The 14,935-nt window shown below is 70.2% G+C and carries 14 protein-coding genes and 2 pseudogenes; 3 read left to right on the forward strand and 13 right to left on the reverse strand.

The window, feature by feature from the left end:
* Positions 1–54: 54 nt before the first annotated feature.
* Complete coding sequence (pyk, locus tag PYR72_RS16415; RefSeq protein ID WP_275456040.1) at positions 55–1,485, forward strand: pyruvate kinase; 1,431 nt, start codon at positions 55–57, stop codon at positions 1,483–1,485.
* 123 nt (positions 1,486–1,608) lie between these two features.
* Here the strand turns inward: pyk and PYR72_RS16420 are convergent, their stop codons facing one another.
* The 4 genes from PYR72_RS16420 to PYR72_RS16435 all read right to left on the reverse strand — a co-directional run bounded on the left by PYR72_RS16420 (position 1,609) and on the right by PYR72_RS16435 (position 6,092).
* On the reverse strand, positions 1,609–3,018 hold the full coding sequence (locus PYR72_RS16420) for a hypothetical protein (RefSeq protein ID WP_275456041.1): 1,410 nt from the start codon (positions 3,016–3,018) through the stop codon (positions 1,609–1,611).
* Complete coding sequence (locus PYR72_RS16425) at positions 3,008–3,631, reverse strand: DUF6114 domain-containing protein (RefSeq protein WP_059083656.1); 624 nt, start codon at positions 3,629–3,631, stop codon at positions 3,008–3,010. Before PYR72_RS16425 ends, PYR72_RS16420 begins: the two co-directional genes overlap by 11 nt.
* 162 nt (positions 3,632–3,793) lie before the next feature.
* Positions 3,794–4,429, reverse strand: a complete 636-nt coding sequence (locus tag PYR72_RS16430) for a DUF6230 family protein (protein WP_275456042.1) — start codon at positions 4,427–4,429, stop codon at positions 3,794–3,796.
* A gap of 685 nt (positions 4,430–5,114) precedes the next feature.
* Positions 5,115–6,092 carry a tetratricopeptide repeat protein gene (locus PYR72_RS16435; protein WP_275456043.1) on the reverse strand — a complete coding sequence of 326 codons (978 nt, stop codon included), beginning with the start codon at positions 6,090–6,092 and terminating at the stop codon, positions 5,115–5,117.
* A gap of 191 nt (positions 6,093–6,283) precedes the next feature.
* Here PYR72_RS16435 and PYR72_RS16440 point away from each other — a divergent pair, with 191 nt between their 5' ends.
* Positions 6,284–6,937: a TetR/AcrR family transcriptional regulator gene (locus PYR72_RS16440; RefSeq protein WP_275456044.1), complete on the forward strand. Its 654-nt coding sequence runs from the start codon at positions 6,284–6,286 to the stop codon at positions 6,935–6,937.
* Positions 6,938–6,959: 22 nt separating this feature from the next.
* Here the strand turns inward: PYR72_RS16440 and PYR72_RS16445 are convergent, their stop codons facing one another.
* The 7 genes and pseudogenes from PYR72_RS16445 to PYR72_RS16475 form a co-directional block, all read right to left on the reverse strand.
* Entirely contained in the window at positions 6,960–8,660 is a 1,701-nt protein-coding gene (locus PYR72_RS16445; RefSeq protein ID WP_275456045.1) for a methylmalonyl-CoA mutase family protein, read from the reverse strand.
* A gap of 74 nt (positions 8,661–8,734) precedes the next feature.
* Entirely contained in the window at positions 8,735–9,073 is a 339-nt protein-coding gene (locus PYR72_RS16450; protein WP_275456046.1) for a DUF3817 domain-containing protein, read from the reverse strand.
* Between the two features lie 58 nt (positions 9,074–9,131).
* Positions 9,132–9,641 carry a MarR family transcriptional regulator gene (locus PYR72_RS16455; RefSeq protein WP_013000613.1) on the reverse strand — a complete coding sequence of 170 codons (510 nt, stop codon included), beginning with the start codon at positions 9,639–9,641 and terminating at the stop codon, positions 9,132–9,134.
* A gap of 150 nt (positions 9,642–9,791) precedes the next feature.
* Positions 9,792–10,424: a TetR/AcrR family transcriptional regulator gene (locus PYR72_RS16460; RefSeq protein WP_275456047.1), complete on the reverse strand. Its 633-nt coding sequence runs from the start codon at positions 10,422–10,424 to the stop codon at positions 9,792–9,794.
* Entirely contained in the window at positions 10,421–11,128 is a 708-nt protein-coding gene (locus tag PYR72_RS16465) for a DUF4166 domain-containing protein (RefSeq protein ID WP_275456048.1), read from the reverse strand. The genes PYR72_RS16460 and PYR72_RS16465 overlap by 4 nt, the downstream gene beginning before the upstream one ends.
* Positions 11,129–11,133: 5 nt before the next feature.
* Complete coding sequence (locus PYR72_RS16470) at positions 11,134–11,880, reverse strand: hypothetical protein (RefSeq protein WP_275456049.1); 747 nt, start codon at positions 11,878–11,880, stop codon at positions 11,134–11,136.
* A 206-nt stretch (positions 11,881–12,086) separates the two neighbouring features.
* Positions 12,087–12,244, reverse strand: a pseudogene (locus PYR72_RS16475) (thiamine-binding protein); the annotation flags it as partial.
* 32 nt (positions 12,245–12,276) lie between these two features.
* Between PYR72_RS16475 and PYR72_RS16480 the strand changes: the two are divergent.
* Positions 12,277–13,674 carry a recombinase family protein gene (locus tag PYR72_RS16480; protein WP_275460427.1) on the forward strand — a complete coding sequence of 466 codons (1,398 nt, stop codon included), beginning with the start codon at positions 12,277–12,279 and terminating at the stop codon, positions 13,672–13,674.
* 85 nt (positions 13,675–13,759) lie between these two features.
* Here PYR72_RS16480 and PYR72_RS16485 read toward each other — a convergent pair.
* Positions 13,760–13,972: pseudogene (locus PYR72_RS16485) on the reverse strand (IS30 family transposase); the annotation flags it as partial.
* A 157-nt stretch (positions 13,973–14,129) separates the two neighbouring features.
* Positions 14,130–14,750 (reverse strand): class I SAM-dependent methyltransferase, encoded by a 621-nt coding sequence (locus PYR72_RS16490; RefSeq protein WP_275456050.1) that lies wholly within the window; start codon positions 14,748–14,750, stop codon positions 14,130–14,132.
* Positions 14,751–14,935 lie beyond the last annotated feature (185 nt).

Here is a 14,935-nt window from a genome sequence, read left to right on the forward strand (position 1 = left end):
GCTATTCCATCAGACGGAATATTCCGCAGCGAAACAAACCGATAGGATCGTCCCATGCGCCGTTCGAAAATCGTCTGTACTCTCGGCCCCGCGGTCGACTCCCACGAGCAACTGGTCGCCCTCATCGAGGCCGGCATGAACGTGGCCCGTTTCAATTTCAGCCACGGCAGTCACGCCGAGCACCAGGGCCGCTACGACCGGGTCCGGGCCGCCGCCGCCGAGACCGGTGTGGCCATCGGTGTCCTCGCCGACCTCCAGGGCCCCAAGATCCGCCTGGAGACCTTCGCCGAGGGCCCGGTGGAGCTGGTGCGCGGTGACGAGTTCACCATCACCGCCGAGGACGTGCCGGGCGACAAGCAGATCTGCGGTACGACGTACAAGGGCCTGCCCGGTGACGTCGCCCCCGGCGACCAGATCCTCATCAACGACGGCAACGTCGAGCTGAAGGTCATCGAGGTCGACGGCCCCCGGGTGCGGACCGAGGTCATCGAGGGCGGTGTCATCTCCGACCACAAGGGCATCAACCTGCCCGGCGCGGCCGTCAACGTGCCCGCGCTGTCCGAGAAGGACGTCGAGGACCTGCGGTTCGCCCTGCGGATGGGCTGCGACCTGGTGGCGCTGTCCTTCGTGCGGGACGCCGAGGACGTGCGGGACGTCCACAAGGTGATGGACGAGGTGGGCCGCCGGGTCCCCGTCATCGCCAAGGTGGAGAAGCCGCAGGCGGTGGAGAACATGGAGGACGTCGTGATGGCGTTCGACGGTGTCATGGTCGCCCGCGGCGACCTGGCCGTCGAGTACCCGCTCGAGAAGGTCCCCATGGTGCAGAAGCGGCTCATCGAGCTGTGCCGCCGCAACGCCAAGCCGGTGATCGTGGCGACCCAGATGATGGAGTCGATGATCACCAACTCCCGCCCCACGCGCGCCGAGGCGTCCGACGTCGCCAACGCGATCCTGGACGGCGCGGACGCGGTCATGCTGTCGGCGGAATCCAGTGTGGGCGCGTACCCGCTGGAGACGGTCCGCACGATGTCGAAGATCGTGACGGCCGCCGAGCAGGAGCTGCTCTCCAAGGGCCTGCAGCCGCTGGTGCCGGGCAAGAAGCCGCGTACGCAGGGTGGTTCGATCGCCCGTGCCGCCTGCGAGATCGCCGACTTCCTCGGCGGCCGGGCCCTGGTGGCCTTCACGCAGTCCGGTGACACCGCCCGCCGGCTCTCGCGCTACCGCGCCTCCCAGCCGATCGTCGCGTTCACCACCGACGAGTCCACCCGCAACCAGCTGGCGCTCAGCTGGGGCGTCGAGTCGCACGTCGTGCCGTTCGTGAACAGCACCGACGAGATGGTCGACCTGGTGGACGGGGAGATGGTCAAGCTCAAGCGCTTCCAGGAGGGCGACATCGCGGTCATCACCGCCGGCTCGCCCCCCGGTGTCCCGGGCACCACGAACATGGTCCGGGTGCACCACCTGGGCGGCGGCGCCCGCGACTGACGCGGCCCGCAGCCGTTCCGAACGCGCCGAGGGCGCCCCCTGGGAATCAGGGGGCGCCCTCGGTCTGTGCGGCTCCCGGAAGGGTCCTGTGCGGCGCTCAGCGGGCCGCGGGAGGAGCGGCGTTCACTTGGTGGTGAACTGGTGCAGCCCCGGCACGGTGAGCGTCCCGCCGAACTGGCCCGCCTGGACGACCTTCACCTTGGTGAAGTAGATCAGCGGGATGTTCAGCGGCGGCGGGTGCTTGGGGTCGAAGGTCACCGGGATCAGACCGAGCAGGTTGCCGGAGATGCTCTCGGTGTACATGACCGTCTTGCCGTCGCGGATCGTGGACGTCGTGCCCTTGCCGGCCTGCACGTGGTAGGTCACGCCGGCCTGCTTGTCGTCGACGGTCTGGTGGAGGTCGCCGATGTCGGTGCCGCCGGAGACGACGTACTTCAGCACCTCCTTGACCTTGCCGTCGGCCGTCCGCACCTTGACGATGCCCTGGTAGTCGGCGCCCTTCAGCGTGAGCGAACTGGCGTTCAGGTACCAGGGCTCGGAGGGCAGCGCGGGGATGCCCTTCTCCACGCCGCTCTCGTCGTCCGTGGCGACGAAGCAGTCGTCGAGGTCGGTGCTCTCGCTCGGGAACGGGCTCGGCGTCGCCTCGGCGTCGGCGGCGGTGTCCTTCGCCTTGTCCTCGGCGTCGTCGGTCTTGTCGGCCTTGTCGGTCTTGCCGTCGGTCTTGTCGCCGGCGCCGCCGGTGACGTCCTTGGCGGAGTCCTCGACCTTGTCGGTGACGTCGACGGAGCCCTTGCCGTCCTTGCCGGAGTCCGAGCCGGAGTCCTTGCCGTCGTCCGTGCCGTTCTCCGCCGCCGAGGGCGAGGGGGACGGGCTGGTGGACGCGGACGGGGTGTCGCTCCCCGTCTCCTTGTCGTCCGGCGTGAACAGGTCCTCCAGCGCGCTGCCGATGTCCTCCAGGACGTTGCCGCCACCGTCCTTCTCCGAGACGGAGTCGGACGGCGTGTCCGCGGCCGCCTCGTCGGAGGTGCCGGCCGGCGCGGAGCCGCCCGTCGTGTCCTTGTCGTCGGAACCTGAATCCGGCGAAGAGGGCTCGTCCGTGGACGTGTCGTCGGAGGCGGAGCCGCCGGTGGAGTCGCCGCCCGCGGGCTTGTCCTCGCCCTTCGGCTCGTCCTTCGGCTCGTCGTCCTTCGCGTCGTCCGAGGAGTCGGCGTCCTTCGTGGCGGAGGCGGACGGCGTCGGCGTCGGGGAGGCGGAGCTGTCCTTGTCCTCCTCGGCGGCCTCCAGGGCCGTCACGCAGTCCTTGTACTCGTCGGCCGTCAGGCTCTTGGACGCGGGGTCCTCGGCGAGGGCCAGGGTGGGGGTGAAGCCCATGCCCATGAGGACCGCCGTGGGCATGGCCGCCAGGGCTATCGCCTTGCCCGCCGGCATGTTCAGCCGGGTGAGAAGGGGCTTCTTGGGTGCCGCGTGCCGCGGTCCGGTTCTCGCACGGGACTCTCCCACCGAAGTCCCGTGGGTCACCTCGTCAGCCGGCACTGTGCCTCCCGTTCGTCCCGTTGGTGGGGGTGGTACCTGACAGGTCGTCGCCCTCGCCGTTCGCCGCCCCGCTCACGGAACCCGCGGTCGCGGGCTCCGGGGCGTCGCCCTTGTGCAGGGGGACCGCACCTTGCTGTGCCGTGTTCTGGGCCGTCGCGTCCTGGGCGGCCGCCGACTGGGCCGGGGTCCGGTAGGTGGACGGCACCGACGCCTCGTCGTGACCGGGCCCCCAGGCGATGGCCAGCGCACCGCCGATCAGGGCGAGCAGGAAGCCGAATCCGAAGCCTCCGAGGTTGGAGACGGGGATGGACACGAGCGCCAGGAGGATCGCCGCCGTACCGGCGAAGGTGCGGACGTGCCGCTGGAACCAGAGGCTGACCCCGAGCACCACCAGCAGCACGCCGATGATGAGGGAGCCCGAGCCGCCCGTCGTCGCCATGGCGAGCGTGAGGTGGCCGAGCTGGATGTTCGCGTACGGGAAGTACATGATCGGGAAGCCGCTGAGCAGTACCAACAGGCCCGCCCAGAAGGGACGGCTGCCCCTCCAGTCGCGGAAGCGCCGCCGGAGGACGCGGAGATAGTCTTCGTTCTGCCCCGTTGACTCGGCGCTCATGGACAACAGCTCCCTGGAACAGTGTTGCTGTGACAAGTTCACGTACGCCGAAGCGCGCGTACGGAATTCACGTACGGAATGCGCGTGCGCGGCGGAGCGCACGGCGAGAGGGACGGGCGGGCGAAGAAGCGAGAGGCCCCCTCACCCGCCCAGGGAGAGTGCCTAGTAGCACTCCACCGTGCCCTTGTGGAGCGACATCTTCAGGTTGCTCAGCTTGAAGGTTCCGGCAGTGGTGGCCCACGCCGTCTGCTTCACGTCGGTCAGCGTGGCCGAGTCGGCCTGCTGGGCGAACCCGTAGGGGTTGGCCTGCTCCGAGCCACCCTTCATGCCCGGACCCTTGTTGGCGTCCTTGGCCGCCACACCGATGTCGATGCCGCGGAAGACGGCATCCGCCGAGAGGTCCTCGACGTCGATGTAGAGGTTCTCGGCCTCGACCTTCTTGCCACCCGTACCGGCGGTCAGCTTGAGGCTGACGCTACCGAGGAACGGGACGCCCGGGGTGACGACCGACTGGCACATGTTGGTGATCGACGCGGACTTGAACGCCGAAACGGCGACGGGGTGAACCGTCTTCTCGCCCTTGAGGGTGTAGCCCTCGTCGAGCGCTCCGTACTGCGAGAAGCCCGTACCGTCGAGCTGGTCAGCCGTCACCTTGAACGACTGGCCCGACACACTGAACGACGCTGCGAGAGCACCCTGCGCGAGGGCGACACCTATCGCTGCCGTGGCGGCGACGCTGGGCACCATGACCACAGCGAACCGCTTCCATCTGGTCCCGCCACGCACCTGGGACTCCATATTTCCTCCTTCTCGGACGTACATCTCCTGACACCGGCTCGCCCCCACAGGCGGCGGCTCAACCGGGCAGGGATGGGAGAAGTGCTACGTCCTCGGGAAGGAGAGCGCCCGCGCTCGGCGGCGCGAAAAGCGCCCGAACTCACCGGCGATCACCCCCGAGCGACAACCACTGGTCGCGCCTGACACGCATCACGCACAACCTGCTGGACAGGCTCCACCCTCGGGCGGAGACCCCCCTGTCCAAGAGCAGGCGCCACTGTCGCCCGCTCTGCCCGGTGGGGACCCAGAAAACCCGTTGACCCGACTGGTTGGCGGGGTACGGGGAAGGACCGAGCGTCGCCGATCGTGGTGCATTCTCGCCGCCCCCGCAAGGGGGGTCGTTACTGGCTAGTAACGGACGGATAACCGAACAACGACCCATCGGCATCGGCCAGCGACCCTGGGTGGCACCGAGTGAGGCGACACAAGGGTGGACAGACGGACAGAGTCCGACAGAACGACGGGATTCTCTTACTGCCAGTAACAGCGGCCGCGTTTACCAAGATTTGGTAAAACGCGGCCGCGGTGTCGCTGTGTCGCCAAATCGCTCACTCACGCACCACGTGTCCCGGCACTCCGGGACGGCGTGGCCGCGGCCCCCGCATCCGCCCGACCGGCGCGGCCGGGGCGGGGGTTCACCCGTGGCTCAGAACAGCGCTCGCGCCAGCGCGCGCCGCGCCGCGGCCACCCGCGGGTCGTCGCCGCCGACCACCTCGAAGAGTTCCAGCAGCCGCGTCCGTACGGCGTCCCGCTCGTCCCCCGCCGTGACCCGCACGGTGTCGATGAGTCGACCGAACGCGTCCTCCACGTGCCCGCCGACGAGGTCGAGGTCCGCGGCGGCGATCTGCGCCTGCGCGTCGGCCGGGTTCTCGGCGGCCGCCTTGCGCACGTCCTGCGGGTCGGCCCCCTGCACGCGCCGCAGCAACTCGGCCTGCGCGAGACCCAGTTTGGCCTCGGTGTTGCCCGGGTCGTCGCTCAGCACGTTCTTGTACGCCTGCACCGCGCCGCCGAAGTCGCCCGCGTCCAGGGCCTGTACGGCGGCTTCGAGCAGATGGTCGTAGGGGCCGGCCGGGACCTGCGGGGCCGACTCGACGGGGGCGCCGACCTCGGCGTCGGGGTCCACCACGAGGCCGGTGAGCCCGAAGCGCTGCTCGGCGACCTGCACGAGCTGGTCGAGGGTCTCGCGGATCTGCTGCTCGGGGGCGGCCCCCTGGAAGAGCGGCAGCGCCTGTCCGGCGACCACGGCGAAGACGGCCGGGATCCCCTGGATCCCGAACTGCTGCATCAACATCTGGTTGGCGTCGACGTCGATCTTGGCGAGGACGAACTTGCCGGCGTACTCGACGGCCAGGCGCTCCAGCACCGGGCTGAGCTGCTTGCAGGGCTGGCACCACTCGGCCCAGAAGTCGATGACGACGGGTACTTCGGTGGACCGCTGCAGGACCTCGCGCTCGAACCCGGCCTCATCGACGTCGATGACGAGGTCGGCCGGGGAGACCGCGCCGCCCCCGCCCTGTCGTGCCGCTTCGGCGCGCGCCTGCTCCGCCTTCGCCTTGGCCTCCTGGGCCGCCTTCACCGCGGCGAGGTCGACGACTCCGCTCATGGACATGTTCCGTGGCTGCATGAGTACATCCTCCCCCTTCCGAGCACGCGGGTGAAAAAGCGTCCCGAGAGCCAGGCGTCCACCCCGGCTTACGCTACGACTCGTAGCGTAACTGCCCCCGGCGGCTCCCTGAACCCCTCACTACCCACTCCGCAGTGATCTGTCTCACGCTGCGGCCCAGTATTTCGACAACGGCCGGATATGGTCGGCGGATGCAGAGCCGCACCCCCGCCTCCCGCGCCACGGGCGGCCGCCCGCGCAGCGCCGCCGCGGACGCCGCGATCCTGGCGGCGACCCGGGAGGCACTGGTCGACCTGGGCTGGTCGAAGCTGACGCTGGGCGACGTGGCCACCCGGGCCGGCGTCGCGAAGACCACGCTCTACCGCCGCTGGGCCGGGAAGAACGAACTCGTGGTGGACGCGGTCGCGGAACTCTTCGACGAGCTCCGCCTCCCCGACCGGGGCAGCCTGGCGGCCGACATCGAGGGCGTCGTGCTCCAGTTCGCGACGATCCTGGCCCGGCCGGAGGCCAGGAGCGGCCTGATGGCGGTGATCGCCGAGTCGACCCGCGACGAGGCCCTGCGCGCACGCATCCGCACGTCCATCGTCGACCGTCAGAAGCGCCTGGTCCTGGAGGGCCGGGCCCGTGCCCAGACCCGCGGCGAACTCCCTCCCGAACCCGATCCCGCCGCCGCCTCCCGCACCGTCGACCTGATCTTCGACGTCGTGGCGGGCGCGGTGGTCCACCGCACCCTGATCAGCTCGGGCTCGGTGGACGAACCATGGGTACGGGATTTCACCGCCCTGCTGCTGCGGGGGCTGAGCGGGAGCGCGTCGGAGGCGCGCCCCGGCGCGAGCGCTCCCTAGGGCCTGCCGGTACCGCGATGCCCTAGAACCCGGCCGGCTCGGTGTACACCCCCCACTCGTCCCGCAGCACCCCGCAGATCTCCCCCAGCGTCGCCTCGGCCCGCACCGCGTCCAGCAGGGGCCCGACCATCTCCCCGCCCTCCCGCGCGGCGGCGGCCACCGCGCCGAGTCCCGCCCGCGCGGCGGCGTCGTCCCGCTCCGCCCTCCGCTCGCCCAGCGCCCGGTCCTGGTCCCGCTCCACCTCGTGACCGACCCGCAGGATCTCCAGGTCCCCGGTCACGGAGCCGTGGTGGACATTGACGCCGACGACCCGCTTCTCCCCCTTCTCCAGGGCCTGCTGGTACCGGAAGGCGGACTCCGCGATCTCCCCGGTGAACCACCCGTCCTCGATCCCCCGCAAAATCCCGGACGTCATCGGTCCGATCGGATGCACGCCGTCGGGACGCGCCCGCAGCCCCCGCTCCTCGATCCGACGGAAGATCTTCTCGGCGTCGGCCTCGATGCGGTCCGTCAGCTGCTCGACGTACCACGAACCCCCCAGCGGATCGGCCACGTCGGCGACCCCGGTCTCCTCCATCAGCACCTGCTGCGTCCTGAGCGCGATCTCCGCCGCCCGCTCGCTCGGGAGCGCCAGCGTCTCGTCGAGGGCGTTGGTGTGCAGGGAGTTGGTGCCGCCGAGCACGGCGGACAGCGCCTCCACCGCCGTACGCACCACGTTGTTGTACGGCTGCTGCGCGGTCAGCGAGACTCCGGCGGTCTGGGTGTGGAACCGCAGCCACTGCGCCCGGTCGGTCCGCGCCCCGTACACGTCGCGCATCCACCGCGCCCAGATCCTCCTGGCCGCGCGGAACTTGGCGATCTCCTCGAAGAAGTCGACGTGGGCGTCGAAGAAGAAGGAGAGCCCCGGCGCGAACACGTCCACGTCCAGCCCCCGGCTGCGCCCGAGTTCGACGTACGCGAACCCGTCCGCGAGCGTGTACGCCAGCTCCTGCGCGGCCGTGGCCCCGGCCTCACGGATGTGGTACCCGGAGACGGACAACGGTTTGTAGGCGGGCATTCGGGCCGCGCAGTACTCCATGAGGTCGCCGATGAGGCGCAGATGCGGCTCGGGCGGGAAGAGCCACTCCTTCTGCGCGATGTACTCCTTGAAGATGTCGGTCTGGAGCGTGCCGTCGAGGACGGCGGGGTCGACGCCCTGCCGCTCGGCGGCGACGACGTACATGCAGAAGACCGGGACGGCGGGTCCGCTGATGGTCATCGAGGTGGTGACGTCCCCGAGCGGGATCCCCCGGAACAGCGCCTCCATGTCGGCGGCGGAGTCGATCGCCACCCCGCAGTGCCCGACCTCACCGAGCGAGCGCGGGTCGTCCGAGTCCCGCCCCATGAGCGTCGGCATGTCGAACGCGACGGACAGCCCTCCGCCGCCGTTGGCGAGGATCGTCCGGTACCGCTCGTTGGTCCGCTCCGCGTTCCCGAACCCCGCGAACTGCCGGATGGTCCAGGTCCGCCCCCGGTACCCCGTCGGGTACAGCCCGCGGGTGAACGGGTACTCCCCCGGCCACCCGATCCGTTCGAACCCCTCGTACACATCGCGGCCGCGGGGCCCGTACACGGGCTCCACCGCGTCCCCGGACAACGTCGTGAAGTCCCCCGCCCGCTTCCGGGCGGAGTCGTAGCGAGCCTGCCAGCGTCGGCGTCCCTCTGCGACGGCTTCGGGGTCCATGACCCCGATTTTACTAGGACGTCCTACTAAATGGCGAAGGCAGACCGCCGTACGCGTCCGTACGGCGGTGGCCGCTACGCCTTGGCGGTCGCGAACGAGGCGTCCGCGATCTTCGCCTCCAGCTCGCGGCTGACACTGCGCTCCACGAAGAAGGCCGCCGTCGGGATCGTGCCCGCCAGCAGCACCCACAGCTGCTTCTTGACCGGCCACTTCGCCTTGGAGCCGAGGTCGAAGGCGAAGACCAGGTACAGGACGTACAGCCAACCGTGCGCGAGGCTCACGACGTACGTGAAGTCCGCGGCTCCGTCCAGTTCCAGCACGTACTTGCCGATCATGCCCAGGGTCAGCAGGACCAGCAGCACACCGGTGACGTAGGCCAGGACGCGGTAGCGGGTCAGCACGCTCTTTTTCATGCACACGAGCGTAACCACCGGTTTCGAACGATCTTCGCGCACCCCTCGGCGGCCCGCCTCAGCTCTCCTCGAAGTCCCCCGCCGCCACCCGCAGCGGCCGGAGCATCGCGAAGATCTCGGCGCATTCCTCGGCGTCGTAGGTGCCCAGGCCGAAGTCCATGGACATGAGGTCGCGGGTGGCGGCGTCGCAGACCTCGCGGCCCTTGTCGGTGATGGAGGCGAGGGTGCCGCGGCCGTCGTTGGGGTTGGGGCGCTTGTCGACGAGCCCGGACCTCACCAGGCGGTCGACGGTGTTGGTCACCGACGTCGGGTGCACCATCAGCCGCTCGCCGATCTTGGACATCGGCAGCTCGCCCTTCTGGGAGAAGGTGAGCAGCACGAGCGCCTCGTACCGCGCGAACGTCAGCCCGTACGGCTTGACCACGGCGTCGACCTCCGCCAGCAGGATCTGCTGGGCGCGCATGATCGAGGTGATCGCGGCCATCGACGGGACGCTTCCCCAGCGCTGCTTCCAGTGCTCGTCGGCGCGCGAGATGGGGTCGAAGGACAGGCTGAGCGGCTTCGGCACGGCATCGACCTTACCGGCCGGTCACATGCTGGTCAGCCCCGTCTCGCTTTTCGGTACGACCGGGCCCCCGCGCCCCGGCGCCGGCCCGCACGGCCGTCGCCGATCCGCCCCGCCCCCGCCGCCGTCGTACACCCCTCCGGCCGACCCGCGTCACCGCGCCGCGGTCCTGCGGAGGTGGTGGCGGACCGCCCGCTGGGCCACGGGCCCGAGGCCGTCCAGCGCGGCCGCGAGCGCCGCGAGCTGTTCCAGCGCGCCGAGCGCCGCCTCCGCCCCCTCGGGATCGACCCCCTCGTACAGCTCCAGCCCCACGAACGAGGCCGCCACGGCACGCGCCAGCCCGCCCGCGTCCGCGAACTCGCCGAGCGGCGAGCCCGCCAGGACCCGCCGCAGCACCGCCTCCACTTCCGTGATCCACAGGTCCAGCCCCGCCGCCGTGGCCGGCGCCAGCCGCGGCTGGGTCTGCGCGCCCGCGAGGAGCTGCCCCAGGACGGCCACATGCCCCCGCGCCTTCTCCTCCGCGTGCATCTCCCGCCCGAAGGCCAGCAGTTCGGAGAGCGAGCCGATCTCCGCCAGGCGCTCGCGGTGGTGGGCGACCCGCTGCTCCGCCCCGTACCGGCAGGCGGCCGCGAGGAGGTCGTCCACGGACCCGAAGTGGTAGAAGACGAGCGCCTGGTTCACCCCGGCGGTCGCGGCGATCGTGCGGGCGGACGTCTTGGCGATCCCCTGCTCGACGAGGGTCCGCAGCGCGCCCTCCAGCAGCTTCACCCGGGTCGCCTCGCTCACGCCCGCGCCTCCTCACGGACCGGCCGCAGCCCCGCCCGGACCCCGCACGCCCGTACGTCCTCGTACGTGGCCGCGAACGAGCCCTCGTAGCCGAAGAGCGGCCCGAAGTGCCGGTTCACCACCCGCACCCGGATCCGGAATCGCCCTGTCCGTTCGTCGAACCGCTCCCGCACCTCCGCCTCGCCGCCGACGAGTTCCGGGACGCGCACGTCGACCGGCCCCTCCCGGAAGCGGTGCGCGCCGGAGCGGATCAGCAGCGACCCGTCGGGCTCGGCGCCGAAGTGCAGGTCGGTGGCGAGGTGCTGGTGGGTGCCGAGATAGTCGAGGACACGGTCGCCCTCGGGGCTCAGCACCATCTGGGCGTCGAACCGGCGGGGCCGGCCGGGCAGGTCGAAGGTACGCACGAAGGTCACCGTCTCACGGCCGAAGCGGTCGGCGTACGGCACGTTCTCGATGGTGAAGGGGACGTCCCGCCCCTCGCGCGGAACGAGGATGTTGCGGGTGCCGCCGAGCGCGAGGAACGGCTTCACCAGCCGCCGTCCGTGCCAGATCCGGTCCATCACCCCCCGGCCGGTGCATGCCTCACCGCTCGCCAGCCCGACCGAGAACCGCCGGCGCAGTTCGGGGTGGAGCCGGTCGAAGTCCGCGCCCATGACCGTCCGGAAGATCGAGGACGGGGGAATCGCCGCGTGCGTGGCGTGCATGGCGGCTATCCCTTCAGGGTCGCGAGCAGACGCGGCGCACGCGCGCGTGGGGGCGGGGTCCGCAGACAGCGGCGGGCGGAGGGGGTGCCGGGCAGGGGCGGCACGAGCAGGGCCGCCAGCATCGCCGACACCGCCAGTACCGGTGTCGCGAACAGCGCCAGGGGGGCGAGGGGTCCGGCCGGGTCCACCAGCGCCCCGTACGCCAGCCCGGCGCAGGCGGCCGCGACCGTCAGCGCCCGGAGGGCCGCTTCGGCGAGCCAGTGGCGCAGGGCCCGCTCGGGGGTGATGCCCCGCTCCAGCCAGAGGCGCAGCCGGTCGAAGGACCAGGCGGTGGCCCAGCCCATGAGCGGGCGGAACAGCAGCCGGTCGGCGAGGGCGCCGGCGCGGCCCCAGCGGGGGCGGTAGTCGTAGCCGGTGAGGAAGCGGATGCCGTCGCCCTCGGGCACGTAACGCCAGTACCCGCTGCCCTCGGCGAGCAGGGAGAGGGGGTGCGGGGAGGAGAACCGCAGCGCCGAGGTCCTGGTGCCGTCCGGCCGCTCCCGCTCACCGGCCGAGACACCGGTCCCGGCGACCGTCAGACCGGGCAGGACACGGGTGGCGTACCGGAAGCGCCGGGGCTCGCCCTCCGCGCGCGGGAGGTACCGGATCTCGGTGAAGCGCAGGTCCCAGCGCTGGTGGAGGGCCGGGTCCTGGCTGTGTGTCCACAGTGCGTCCAGATCGGCCCGGACACGTGCCTCTACGTAGAGCCCCATTCGCGTTCCCCCAGGTCGGCGACGTTTTTGAGCGACTGCTCAATCCGATGGACAGGACCGTACTACGTTTTGAGCGATCGCTCAAACAGTGGGGACGCGAAAACCCCGGTCCGGGGACCGGGGTTCGACACGGCCGGGCGGGCAGCGATGCCGGCTGCGGCCGCCGGCCGGGCAGTAGCGCCGACGGCTGTGGTGACCCGCCGGCTCTACCGGCCGGCGGGCAGGCGGCACTCCACCTTCTCCATATTGGACGAGAGGCCGTCGGTCACACCGGGGCGGATGCGACCTTGAGGACGAGCGAGACCCGGGCTGCGCGCCCCTCGACGGCGGCGACGGCACGCCCTACTATGTCCATAGTCTCGTCCCTTTCACTAGAATATGCCTATCTTGGAGTACATGACGGAACAACGGGCGGTCATCGCCATCTACCTCCGGCTGTCACGCGAGTCCAACGACAGCGCCAGCCTTGAAACCCAGAGGTCCTTCACTCACCGCTGGTTACTCGCCCACGGGTACGACCCGGCGGACGCCGTTGAGTACATGGACGCCGGCGTGTCCGGTGCGAAGCCGCTGGAAGCACGTAAGGGCATGGCCGCCCTGATGGCCGCCCGCCCCACCGTGGTCGTGGCGTGGAAGCTGGACCGCTTCGCCAGGTCCGTGTCCGAGTTTCTGCAGTTGGTCGCCTGGGCCGAAGCGCACGGCACGTCGATCGCCACCACGGACAACGCCATCGACACGACGACTGCGACCGGGCGCATGGTGGCCACGGTCCTGGCAGCGCTCGCCGAATGGGAGCGCAACGTGATCGCGTCCCGCATCACCGACGGACACGCCACACGCCGAAGCCAAGGCCGCTGGTCCTCGGGCCGACCCTCGTTCGGCTATCGCATCGAGCGGCGGGACGGTGCCGCTTATCTTGCCATCGACGACGACCAGGCCGCGAAGATCCGCAAAGCCGTCGCAGCTCTCGTCAGCGGCTCCACAGTGGCGGCCACGGCGCGCATGACGGACCTGTCGGAGCCACAATGGCGACGCCTCCTGAAGTCCCCCACGCTGCGAGGCCAGCGCGCACACAAGGGCGTACTGGTCTGCGAGGCGGACGGCATCACGCCCGTGAAGTTCGCCGAACCGATCCTGTCCGCCGCCGAGTTGCTCAAGGTCCGGGAGCGCATGCTGGCCCTGGCCACCGGCCAGGACCGCGCCCCGCGCCGCGCTACGCCCATGTGTTCCGGCATGGCGTTCTGTCACCGATGCGCAGGGAAGCTGAACGGGGGCACGTCGGACAAAGGCGTCCCCCTGTACCGCTGCAAGGCGGGCCACGTCACCATCTACGCGGAGACGCTGGACGGCCGCGTGGAGTCGGAGTTCCTGACGACCTTCGGCCCCTACACCGAGACCGTCACCCGTCTGGAGGGCGGCAACGACTTGTCCGCCGAACTGCTCGAAGCCAAGGAACAGGCGGAGCGTCTGGCCGCACGCATGGCCACCGCTGGCCCGCTGATGCTGGGGACACTGGAGAGCTTGGCCCAGGACCTCGAGGACACGTACGCCCGCCTGAGGGCCGCGCATGACCCGGACGTCCGGGAAGTCCAGGTGGCCACCGGATGGACCATGGCGCAGGCATGGGAGATGTACGACGTACCGGACCGGTCCCGCCTCCTGGCGGGCATGGGGTTGCGGGTGACGCTCCACCCGAAGCAACTGGCCGACCGCCTGACCATCACTTGGGGACCAACGCCAGAGGAGGCGCCAGAAGCCGAACTGGACGGCCTCGCCTTGAGTGAAGCCCTGTAACCCTGCCTCGAGTACCACGCACAGCCCGTTGCACACCCTGATGGCGGTTTCTAGGGATCGTCGCAATACGTGATCGTGCTGGTCGGGCCGCGAGTAGTTTATGCAGGCGCTCGGCTGGGGTTTCCCAGCCGAGCGTTTTGCGTGGGCGGCCGTTGAGTTCGGCAGCGACGGCGTCGAGGTGTTCGCGTGCGTGGACCGCCAGGTCGGTGCCTTTGGGGAAGTACTGGCGGAGCAGGCCATTGGTGTTTTCGTTGGAGCCGCGTTGCCAAGGGCCGGCCGGGTCGCAGAATTTGATCTTGCCCGTGGCCGAGGCTGTGACCAGGGGTGATGTAAAGAAGGGTGAGACGGATCTTCGGCGGAGTCTCAACTGGTGTTGTCCGCCAGCCGCACTTCCACGGAGTTGTCTCACTTGATGTTGTCGGTCGATCATCCGCGACCGCGACCGGGAAGGGACATCAGCGGCGTCTGGCCCAGAACAGAGCGTGCCCGCCCTCGCCTTCGGGCACGAACTCTTCCTGCGCGACCATCAGGCCGGCTTGAGTGATCCAGGTCCGGTTCGTGGCGGCGTCCGCGTGGCTCCACCACATAGCGGCCCCGCCACCCAGCCAGTCCTCATCGACGCCAGTCCAGGCCCGATGGCCGGTGGTGCCCAGGAACCAACCGCCAGGTCGCAGCCATCCGGCGACCTTCTGCAGCAACGGAAGCTGTTCCTCAAGCGGGATGTGGATCAGTGCGTAGAAGGAGACGACGGCGTCGAAGGAGGCCGGCCCGAAGTCCACGGCCGTGGCATCGGCGCGGATGAACTCGGCCTGCGGCACGAGCTCCCGGGCCCTGCGGATCTGCACCTCACTGATGTCGACGCCGGTGACACGGTGACCTACGGCCGCCAGGGCGCGGGCGACGGGAACCCCGCTTCCGCACCCCAGATCCAGCACCGTGCCTCCAGCCGGGATACGACCAGATAGTTCGCTGATCCAGGGCTGGTACTTCGTTTCGGCGCCGTACGCCTGGTCATAGCGAAGGGAGAGCGCGTCGTAACCGCGCCGGACCAGTTCTTTGGGATCTTCGATGTCCACTCCGGTGGACATTAGCCACCCATGGTGAGAGGCAGCGAACGGTTTTCCCGAGCGCCCCATGCGCGGACTCTGGACCGTACGCGTGAGCTGAGCGAGGGAGCACCGTGACAGTGACGCAGAGAGACTACGCATGGCAGCGTGCCGACAGGGCGGCGGAGGAACTGCGGGAGGCCCTGGCGGGTGCG

The sequence above is a fragment of the Streptomyces sp. VNUA24 genome (assembly GCF_029167005.1).
Classification (GTDB): domain Bacteria; phylum Actinomycetota; class Actinomycetes; order Streptomycetales; family Streptomycetaceae; genus Streptomyces; species Streptomyces scabiei.

Excerpts from the sequence above, each read along its gene's own strand:
- pyk (WP_275456040.1), top strand. The coding sequence starts at position 55 with ATGCGCCGTTCGAAAATCGTCTGTACTCTCGGCCCCGCGGTCGACTCC.
- PYR72_RS16425 (WP_059083656.1), bottom strand. The coding sequence starts at position 3,631 with ATGAGCGCCGAGTCAACGGGGCAGAACGAAGACTATCTCCGCGTCCTC.
- PYR72_RS16430 (WP_275456042.1), bottom strand. The coding sequence starts at position 4,429 with ATGGAGTCCCAGGTGCGTGGCGGGACCAGATGGAAGCGGTTCGCTGTG.
- PYR72_RS16435 (WP_275456043.1), bottom strand. The coding sequence starts at position 6,092 with ATGCAGCCACGGAACATGTCCATGAGCGGAGTCGTCGACCTCGCCGCG.
- PYR72_RS16440 (WP_275456044.1), top strand. The coding sequence starts at position 6,284 with ATGCAGAGCCGCACCCCCGCCTCCCGCGCCACGGGCGGCCGCCCGCGC.
- PYR72_RS16445 (WP_275456045.1), bottom strand. The coding sequence starts at position 8,660 with ATGGACCCCGAAGCCGTCGCAGAGGGACGCCGACGCTGGCAGGCTCGC.
- PYR72_RS16450 (WP_275456046.1), bottom strand. The coding sequence starts at position 9,073 with ATGAAAAAGAGCGTGCTGACCCGCTACCGCGTCCTGGCCTACGTCACC.
- PYR72_RS16465 (WP_275456048.1), bottom strand. The coding sequence starts at position 11,128 with ATGCACGCCACGCACGCGGCGATTCCCCCGTCCTCGATCTTCCGGACG.
- PYR72_RS16470 (WP_275456049.1), bottom strand. The coding sequence starts at position 11,880 with ATGGGGCTCTACGTAGAGGCACGTGTCCGGGCCGATCTGGACGCACTG.
- PYR72_RS16480 (WP_275460427.1), top strand. The coding sequence starts at position 12,277 with ATGACGGAACAACGGGCGGTCATCGCCATCTACCTCCGGCTGTCACGC.